The organism is Pseudarthrobacter kochi (genome assembly GCF_055412805.1).
Window position 1 is genome coordinate 40,617 of the sequence record NZ_JBVAYV010000030.1, and the last position, 7,315, is coordinate 47,931.

At 67.3% G+C, this 7,315-nt stretch carries 6 protein-coding genes; all 6 read left to right on the forward strand.

Features of this window, described 5'->3' with window-relative positions; translation table 11 throughout:
• Window positions 1-66: 66 nt before the first annotated feature.
• From ACZY0Y_RS14415 to ACZY0Y_RS14440, 6 genes are read left to right on the forward strand one after another with little or no spacing between them, the layout of a single operon-like run.
• Window positions 67-1,110, forward strand: coding sequence for an aliphatic sulfonate ABC transporter substrate-binding protein (locus tag ACZY0Y_RS14415; protein WP_463958690.1), 1,044 nt, complete (start codon window positions 67-69; stop codon window positions 1,108-1,110).
• Window positions 1,110-2,021 (forward strand): ABC transporter permease, encoded by a 912-nt coding sequence (locus tag ACZY0Y_RS14420; RefSeq protein ID WP_463885763.1) that lies wholly within the window; start codon window positions 1,110-1,112, stop codon window positions 2,019-2,021. The genes ACZY0Y_RS14415 and ACZY0Y_RS14420 overlap by 1 nt, the downstream gene beginning before the upstream one ends.
• Window positions 2,012-4,054, forward strand: a complete 2,043-nt coding sequence (acs, locus tag ACZY0Y_RS14425) for an acetate--CoA ligase (RefSeq protein ID WP_463958692.1) — start codon at window positions 2,012-2,014, stop codon at window positions 4,052-4,054. Before ACZY0Y_RS14420 ends, acs begins: the two co-directional genes overlap by 10 nt.
• Window positions 4,047-5,273, forward strand: coding sequence for a dimethylsulfone monooxygenase SfnG (gene sfnG, locus ACZY0Y_RS14430; RefSeq protein WP_463958693.1), 1,227 nt, complete (start codon window positions 4,047-4,049; stop codon window positions 5,271-5,273). The genes acs and sfnG overlap by 8 nt, the downstream gene beginning before the upstream one ends.
• Window positions 5,273-6,730: an O-acetylhomoserine aminocarboxypropyltransferase/cysteine synthase family protein gene (locus tag ACZY0Y_RS14435; protein WP_463958694.1), complete on the forward strand. Its 1,458-nt coding sequence runs from the start codon at window positions 5,273-5,275 to the stop codon at window positions 6,728-6,730. Before sfnG ends, ACZY0Y_RS14435 begins: the two co-directional genes overlap by 1 nt.
• The gene (locus ACZY0Y_RS14440) at window positions 6,730-7,224 is read left to right on the forward strand and encodes a CoA-binding protein (RefSeq protein WP_463958695.1); all 495 of its coding nucleotides are present in this window, start codon (window positions 6,730-6,732) and stop codon (window positions 7,222-7,224) included. The genes ACZY0Y_RS14435 and ACZY0Y_RS14440 overlap by 1 nt, the downstream gene beginning before the upstream one ends.
• Window positions 7,225-7,315: the final 91 nt, after the last annotated feature.

Genomic DNA, 7,315 nt, shown 5'->3' on the forward strand with positions numbered 1-7,315 from the left:
GGCACCACCCGCTTTTATGCCCGCCTGCCCTTCTTTCCACGTCACTTCGTCTCCCAGAGGATCCCCATGTCATTCGCCCGCAAAGCCACCCGCCGTTCCGTCATAGGCGCCGTCGCCGCCTCCGCCGCGCTCGTCCTCACGGGCTGCGTCGCAGGCGAAGGCTCCGGCGGGGCCCCCGCGGCGAATGCCGCCGTCGAGAGCGGGACTCTCAACATCGACTTCGCCACGTACAACCCGCTGAGCCTGGTCATCAAGAAGAAGGGCTGGCTTGAGGCCTCCCTCAAGGCCCAGGGTGTCACCGTCAACTGGGTCCAGTCCGCCGGGTCCAACAAGGCCAATGAGGCGCTGCGCTCCGGCGCGATCGACGTCGGTTCGACGGCGGGATCCGCCGCCCTGTTGGCGCGCGCCAACGGTTCCCCGATCAAGACGATCGATATCTACTCCCAGCCGGAATGGGCAGCCCTCGTGGCGAAGTCCTCCTCGGGCATCACCACGGTGGCTGACCTCAAGGGCAAGTCCGTGGCCGCGACCAAGGGTACCGATCCCTACTTCTTCCTCCTGCAGTCCCTCTCCGAAGCCGGGATCTCCGCCAAGGACGTCACGGTGCAGAACCTGCAGCACGCGGACGGCCGCGCCGCGCTGGAAAACGGCTCGGTGGATGCGTGGTCCGGCCTCGACCCGATCATGGCCGGCGCGGAGCAGAAGGGCGCCAAGCTCTTCTACCGGAACCTCTCGTTCAACACCTACGGTTTCCTGAACGCCACGGAATCCTTCCTGAAGAACAAGCCGAAGCAGGCGCAGGCCGTCGTCAACGCCTACGAGAAAGCCCGCGCCTGGGCCGTGGCCAACCCGGACGAGACGGCCCAAATCCTCGCCGAGGTCGCCGGCCTGGACCTCGCAGTCGCGAAGACCGTGGTGCTGGAGCGGAGCAACCTGAATGTTGATCCGGCACCGGGAGAGGCCCAGCGCAAGGTCCTGGCGAAGATCGGCCCCACGTTCGTGGAGACCGGCGATGTCGCCAGCCAGAAGCAGATCGACGACGCCGTCGCTACCATTCTTGATGACTCGCTAGTGAAGAAGGCGGACGCGTCCGCCATCAAGGATTCCTGATGACCCACCTCGGAAATCCATACGTCACTGGCACCAGCGTTGCGGACGGGCGCGCTGCAGCCGTCCCCGCAACTCCGGCAGACGCCGTAAGGCCGGACTCCCCCGTTACGCGTGGAGGTGGCTCCCCGGCGAACGGATGGTCCCCCGCCGGGATCCTGGCCAACGGCTGGGCGCGTCTGCTCCTTGGATTGATCATTCCCGCGGCGGTCCTGGCCGCCTGGCAGCTCTCCACGGCTGCCGGGGTGTTCAGCATCGTCCAGCTCCCGCCGCCGGCGATGGTGCTCGAGGCGGGCATCGACCTGCTCCAGCGCGGGCAGCTCGGCCAGCACATCGCGATCTCCACCCAGCGCGTGCTGATCGGCTTTGCCGCCGGCGCGGCACTGGGACTGGTCTTCGGATCGCTTGTGGGCCTGTCCCGGTTCGCCGACGCCCTGCTCGCACCGACCATCGGTGCCCTCCGCGCCGTCCCGTCGCTGGCGTGGGTGCCGCTGCTCATTCTCTGGATGAAGATCGGCGAGGATTCCAAGATCACCCTGATCCTGATCGGCGCCTTCTTCCCCGTCTTCACCACCGTCTCCCTGGCGCTGCGGCACGTGGACCGGAACCTGGTGGAAGCGGCGCGTGCTTTCGGGCTCAAAGGCGTGAAGCTGCTGACCACGGTCCAGCTTCCCGCCGTGGTTCCGGCGGTGTTCTCAGGCCTTCGGCTGGCGCTGGCCCAGGCCTGGCTGTTCCTGGTGGCCGCCGAACTCATCGCCTCCTCGATGGGACTCGGCTTCCTCCTCACCGACTCGCAGAACAACGGACGCACGGACCGGCTCCTGCTGGCGATCGTGCTGCTCGCCGTGATCGGAAAAATTACCGACGCCCTGCTGGGCCTGGCCGAGAAATGGGCAGTGAAACGATGGGCCTAAATCTTGAAACAGCCCGGGCCAACCACCCGGCCACCGAGGAAGAGCGCCTCGCCTTCTGGGAGGAAGCCGCCCTCCGGCTCGACTGGCAGGACGTGCCCGGGCAGGACAAGCCATGGCACACCACCCACCGCCGCGTCCCGGCCGACGTCGACGCCGGCATCGGCCCGGACATCACCTGGTTCGAAGGCGGCCGGCTCAACGTCGCCTACAACTGCGTCGACCGCCACGTGGCGGCGGGACGCGGGGACAAGGTGGCCCTGCACTTCGAGGGCGAACCGGGCGACCGCCGGACCATCAGCTACGCCGACCTGCAAGGTGAGGTCTCCCGGGCCGCGAACGCCCTGCTGGACCTCGGCATCACCAAGGGCGACCGGGTGGTCATCTACCTCCCGGTCATCCCCGAAACGGTGATTATCACCCTGGCCGTGGCCCGCATCGGAGCCATCCACTCCCTCGTCTTCGGCGGCTTCTCCGCCGAGGCGCTCAAGTTCCGGGTGGAGGACACCGGTGCCAAACTGCTCGTCACCACCGACGGGCAGTTCCGCCGCGGCGTCGCCGTGCCGGTGAAGGACAACGCGGACGCGGCCGTCGCCGGGGACAACGCGATCGAGCACGTCCTGGTGGTCAACCGCACCACCGCGCCTGACCTTCTGGACACCGTCCCGATGACCGCGGGCCGGGACGTGTGGTGGCATGACGCCGTCGGGCAGGCCTCTGACGTCCACACCCCGTTTGCCTTCGACGCCGAAACGCCGCTGTTCATCATGTACACCTCCGGCACCACGGGAAAGCCCAAGGGCCTGGTCCACACCTCGGGCGGCTACCTCACGCAGGCGTCCTGGAGCTTCGAACACCTCTTCAGCAACCCGGACCCCGCCCTCCGCGACCAGGACGTCCACTGGTGCACGGCCGACCTCGCGTGGGTCACGGCCCACACCTACGAGCTGTACGGTCCGCTCTCCAACGGCGCCACGCAGGTGATCTTCGAGGGCACGCCGAACACCCCGCACCCGGGCCGGCACTTCGAAATCATCGAACGCTACGGTGTCACGCAGTACTACACCGCCCCCACCCTGGTCCGGTCCCTGATGGGCTGGTTCCCGGACGGCGTCCCGGCCAGCTACGACCTCTCATCCATCCGCCTGCTCGGCACGGTCGGCGAGGCCGTCAACCCCGAGGCGTGGCGCTGGTTCCGGGAGAACGTCGGCGCCGGCACCGCCCCCGTGGTGGACACCTGGTGGCAGTCCGAAACCGGCGCCACCATCCTCTCCCCTGCACCCACCGACACGGAGTTCAAGCCCGGCTGCGCCGCCCGGCCGCTGCCCGGCGTCGGCACCCGGATCGTGGACGACGCCGGCAACACTGTGCCGTCGGGCGTCCAGGGCTTCATCGTGGTGGACTCCCCCGGCCCCGCCATCGCCCGGACCGTGTGGGGGAACCCGCAGCGCTACTTCGATTCGTACTGGCGCAAGTACGCCGAACAGGGCTGGTTCCTTGCCGGTGACGGCGCCAAGTACGACGCCGACGGCGACATCTGGATCCTCGGGCGCGTGGACGACACCCTCAACGTCTCCGGGCACCTGCTCTCCACGATCGAGATCGAATCAGCCCTCGTCTCGCACCCGGACGTCGTCGAGGCCGGCGTCTGCCCCGTCGCGGACCCGAAGACCGGCCACGCCATCGTGGCGTTCGTGGTGCTGAAGGATTCGGCGACGATTTCCTCGGTAGCCGCGCATCGCGCGAGCGAGGAACGAGCGAGGGTGTCTAAGCGGCGCGAGGAAATCGCCGCCGAACTCCGGGCGCACGTCGCGACTCAGATCGGGCCGATCGCCAAGCCGCGCGACGTCGTCGTCGTTCCCGATGTGCCCAAGACGCGCAGCGGCAAGATCATGCGCCGGCTGTTGACCCAGCTGTTCGAAGGAACCACGCTCGGCGACACGACCTCCCTGCAGAACGAACCGTCGATCGCCGGCATCCAGACCGTCCTGCGCGAACGCAATACCACCCCAGAAGTAAGGAACACCCATGACTGACATCAGCAGCGTCGCCCGTCTCTCCGAACCGCTCAAGTTCGCCTACTGGGTCCCGAACGTCTCCGGCGGCCTGGTGGTCTCCACCATTGAACAGCGCACCGGCTGGGACTTCGAGTACAACAAGAAGCTGGCCCGGATCGCGGAGAACTCCGGTTTCGAATACGCCCTGACCCAGACCCGGTACGCCGCGTCCTACGGCGCGGACAAGCAGCACGAAGCCACCTCGTTCAGCCTGGCGCTCCTGGCCGCGACGGAGCGGCTCAAGGTCATCTCGGCCGTCCACCCGGGCATGTGGCACCCCGGCGTCCTGGCGAAGTTCATCATCACCGCGGACCACATCTCCAACGGCCGCGCCGCCGTGAACATCGTCTCCGGCTGGCTCAAGGCCGAGTTCGAAAACTTCGGCCTTGAATGGCTCGAACACGACGAACGCTACGTCCGCACCGAGGAATTCATCAAGGTCCTGCGCGGGCTCTGGACCGAACAGGAATACAGCCAGTCCGGCAAGTACTACAACATCACCGACTTCACCCTGCGGCCGGCTCCGGTGGACGTGCCGGGGCGCGCGCACCCGGAGATCTTCTTCGGCGGCAACTCCACGGCCGCGCAGGCAACCGCCGGCCGGGTGGCGGACTGGTACTTCTCCAACGGCAAGGACCTCGAAGGGTTCAAGGACAACATCGCCGGCGTCGTCGCCGCTGCGGGCGAAACCGGGCGCGGCATCGGCGGCGCCCTGCCCTCCCTGAGTTCCTCCCACCTCCCCGCGCTGAGTTCCCCAAGGTTTGGCCTGAACGGCTTCGTCATCGCCCGAGATTCCGAGAAGGAAGCCCGGGACACCCTCCGCGAGATCGTCGAGAAGGCGCACAGGCCCGCCGTCGAGGGGTTCCGCGACGCTGTCCAGGAGGCCGGAGCGTCCACGAAGGACGGCAAGGGCATGTGGGCCGACTCGAGCTTCGAGGACCTGGTCCAGTACAACGACGGCTTCAAGACCCAGCTGATCGGCACGCCGGAGCAGATCGCCGAGCGGATCGTGGAGTACAAGAAGATCGGCGTGAACCTGTTCCTCACCGGGTACCTGCACTTCCAGGAAGAGGTCGCCGCGTTCGGTGCGGACGTTTTGCCGATCGTGCGCGAACTCGAGGCCGACCTCGCCCGCAGGAACGGCACGGAACTCGACCTGTCCGGCACCCCTTCGGCCAACGTTGAGGTGAACGCGTAATGGCTGACCGCAAGTTCGGCTTCCGCACGCGCGCCCTGCACGCGGGCGGCACGCCCGACGCCGAGCACGGCGCCCGTGCCGTGCCGATTTACCAGACCACGTCCTTCGTGTTCAAGGACACCCAGGACGCCGCCAACCTGTTTGCGCTGCAGAAGTACGGCAACATCTACTCCAGGATCGGCAACCCGACGGTGGCCGCGTTCGAGGAGCGCATCGCCTCCCTCGAGGGCGGCATCGGCGCGGTGGCCACGTCCTCGGGCATGGCCGCGGAGTTCATCACCTTCGCCGCGCTGACCCAGTCCGGCGACCATATCGTCGCGGCCTCCCAGCTGTACGGCGGCACCGTGACCCAGCTGGACGTCACGCTGCGCCGCTTCGGCGTGGACACCACGTTCGTCCCCGGCACCGACCCGGCGGACTACGCCGCGGCGGTCAGGGACAACACCAAGGCGATCTTCGTCGAGGTGGTGGCCAACCCGTCCTCGGAAGTCCAGGACCTTGAGGGGCTGGCCAAGGTGGCGCACGACGCCGGCATCCCGCTCGTCGTCGACGCCACCCTGAGCACCCCGTACCTCGTGCGGCCGATCGAGCACGGAGCCGACATCGTGATCCACTCGGCCACGAAGTTCCTCGGCGGCCACGGCACCACGCTGGGCGGCGTTATTGTCGAAAGCGGCCGCTTCAACTGGGGCAACGGGAAATTCCCCACCATGACCGAACCGGTGGCCTCCTACGGCAACGTCTCCTGGTGGGGGAACTTCGGCGAGTACGGCTTCCTGACGAAGCTGCGCTGCGAACAGCTGCGCGACATCGGGCCCGCACTATCGCCGATGTCGGCCTTCCAGCTGCTGCAGGGCGTCGAGACCCTCCCGCAGCGCCTGGACGAACACCTCAGGAACGCCCAGGCCGTGGCGGAGTGGCTCGAAGCCGATGAGCGCGTCGCCTACGTGAATTTCTCGGGCCTGCCCTCGCACCCGCACTTCGAGCGGGCCAAGAAGTACCTGCCGCTGGGTCCGGGATCCGTGTTCTCCTTCGGCGTGAAGGGCGGACGGGCCGCAGGCCAGAAGTTCATCGAGTCCCTGCAACTGGCCTCGCATCTGGCCAACGTCGGCGACTCCCGGACCCTGGTGATCCACCCGGGCTCCACCACCCATCAGCAGCTCAGCCCGGAACAGCTCGAGTCCGCCGGAATCCCCGAGGACCTCGTGCGGATCTCAATCGGGCTCGAGGATATTGAGGACATCCTCTGGGACCTGGACCAGGCCCTGGACGTGGCAACAGCCGCGACGGCCAACGATGTATCCGCGGAAGCGGCGCATCGCGCCGCCGAGGAACGAGGCGGTGCAGTGACCGGCCCGGGGTCCCCAGACGAGCTTGCGAGTCCGGGGAAAGCCGGGAACGCTAAGCCGCGTGCGGATGCATCGTCGGCCGACACCTGCACGATCGGAGCCAAGTAATGACTGTTGAAGAGCGAACCTGGACGGGCCCTTCCGCGCCGGAACGGCTGAACCTGCTGCGGCAGGCGAAGTCGATCGCGATCGTGGGTGCCTCGGACAAACCGTCCCGGGCAAGCTATTTTGTTGCGACCTACCTGCAGTCCTCCACGCAATACAAGGTCTATTTCGTGAACCCGGTGGTCAAGGAGATCCTGGGCCAGCCGACGTATGCCTCGCTCGCGGATCTACCGGAGAGCCCGGACATCGTGGACGTGTTCCGCAAGCACGACGACCTGCCGGGTGTCCTGGACGAAGCCATCGCGGCCGGCGCCAAGACGCTTTGGCTGCAGTTGGGCTCATGGCACGAGGACGTGGCGAAGGAAGCCGAAGCTGCCGGGCTCGACGTCGTGATGGACCGCTGCGTGAAGATTGAGCATGCCCGGTTCCATGGCGGCCTGCACCTGGCCGGCTTCGACACCGGGGTCATTTCCTCCAAGCGCCAGGTCCTGGCCTGACCGTCCCGCGAGTTCTGATCCCGAACTCGCGGCAAGCGTGTGGGATCTACGCCAGGAGGGAAAGGCGAGCACCCACTTTCCCCACTACGAG

Coding starts and splice junctions, on each gene's coding strand:
- acs (WP_463958692.1), top strand. CDS start 2,012: ATGGGCCTAAATCTTGAAACAGCCCGGGCCAACCACCCGGCCACCGAG.
- ACZY0Y_RS14415 (WP_463958690.1), top strand. CDS start 67: ATGTCATTCGCCCGCAAAGCCACCCGCCGTTCCGTCATAGGCGCCGTC.
- ACZY0Y_RS14440 (WP_463958695.1), top strand. CDS start 6,730: ATGACTGTTGAAGAGCGAACCTGGACGGGCCCTTCCGCGCCGGAACGG.
- ACZY0Y_RS14420 (WP_463885763.1), top strand. CDS start 1,110: ATGACCCACCTCGGAAATCCATACGTCACTGGCACCAGCGTTGCGGAC.
- sfnG (WP_463958693.1), top strand. CDS start 4,047: ATGACTGACATCAGCAGCGTCGCCCGTCTCTCCGAACCGCTCAAGTTC.
- ACZY0Y_RS14435 (WP_463958694.1), top strand. CDS start 5,273: ATGGCTGACCGCAAGTTCGGCTTCCGCACGCGCGCCCTGCACGCGGGC.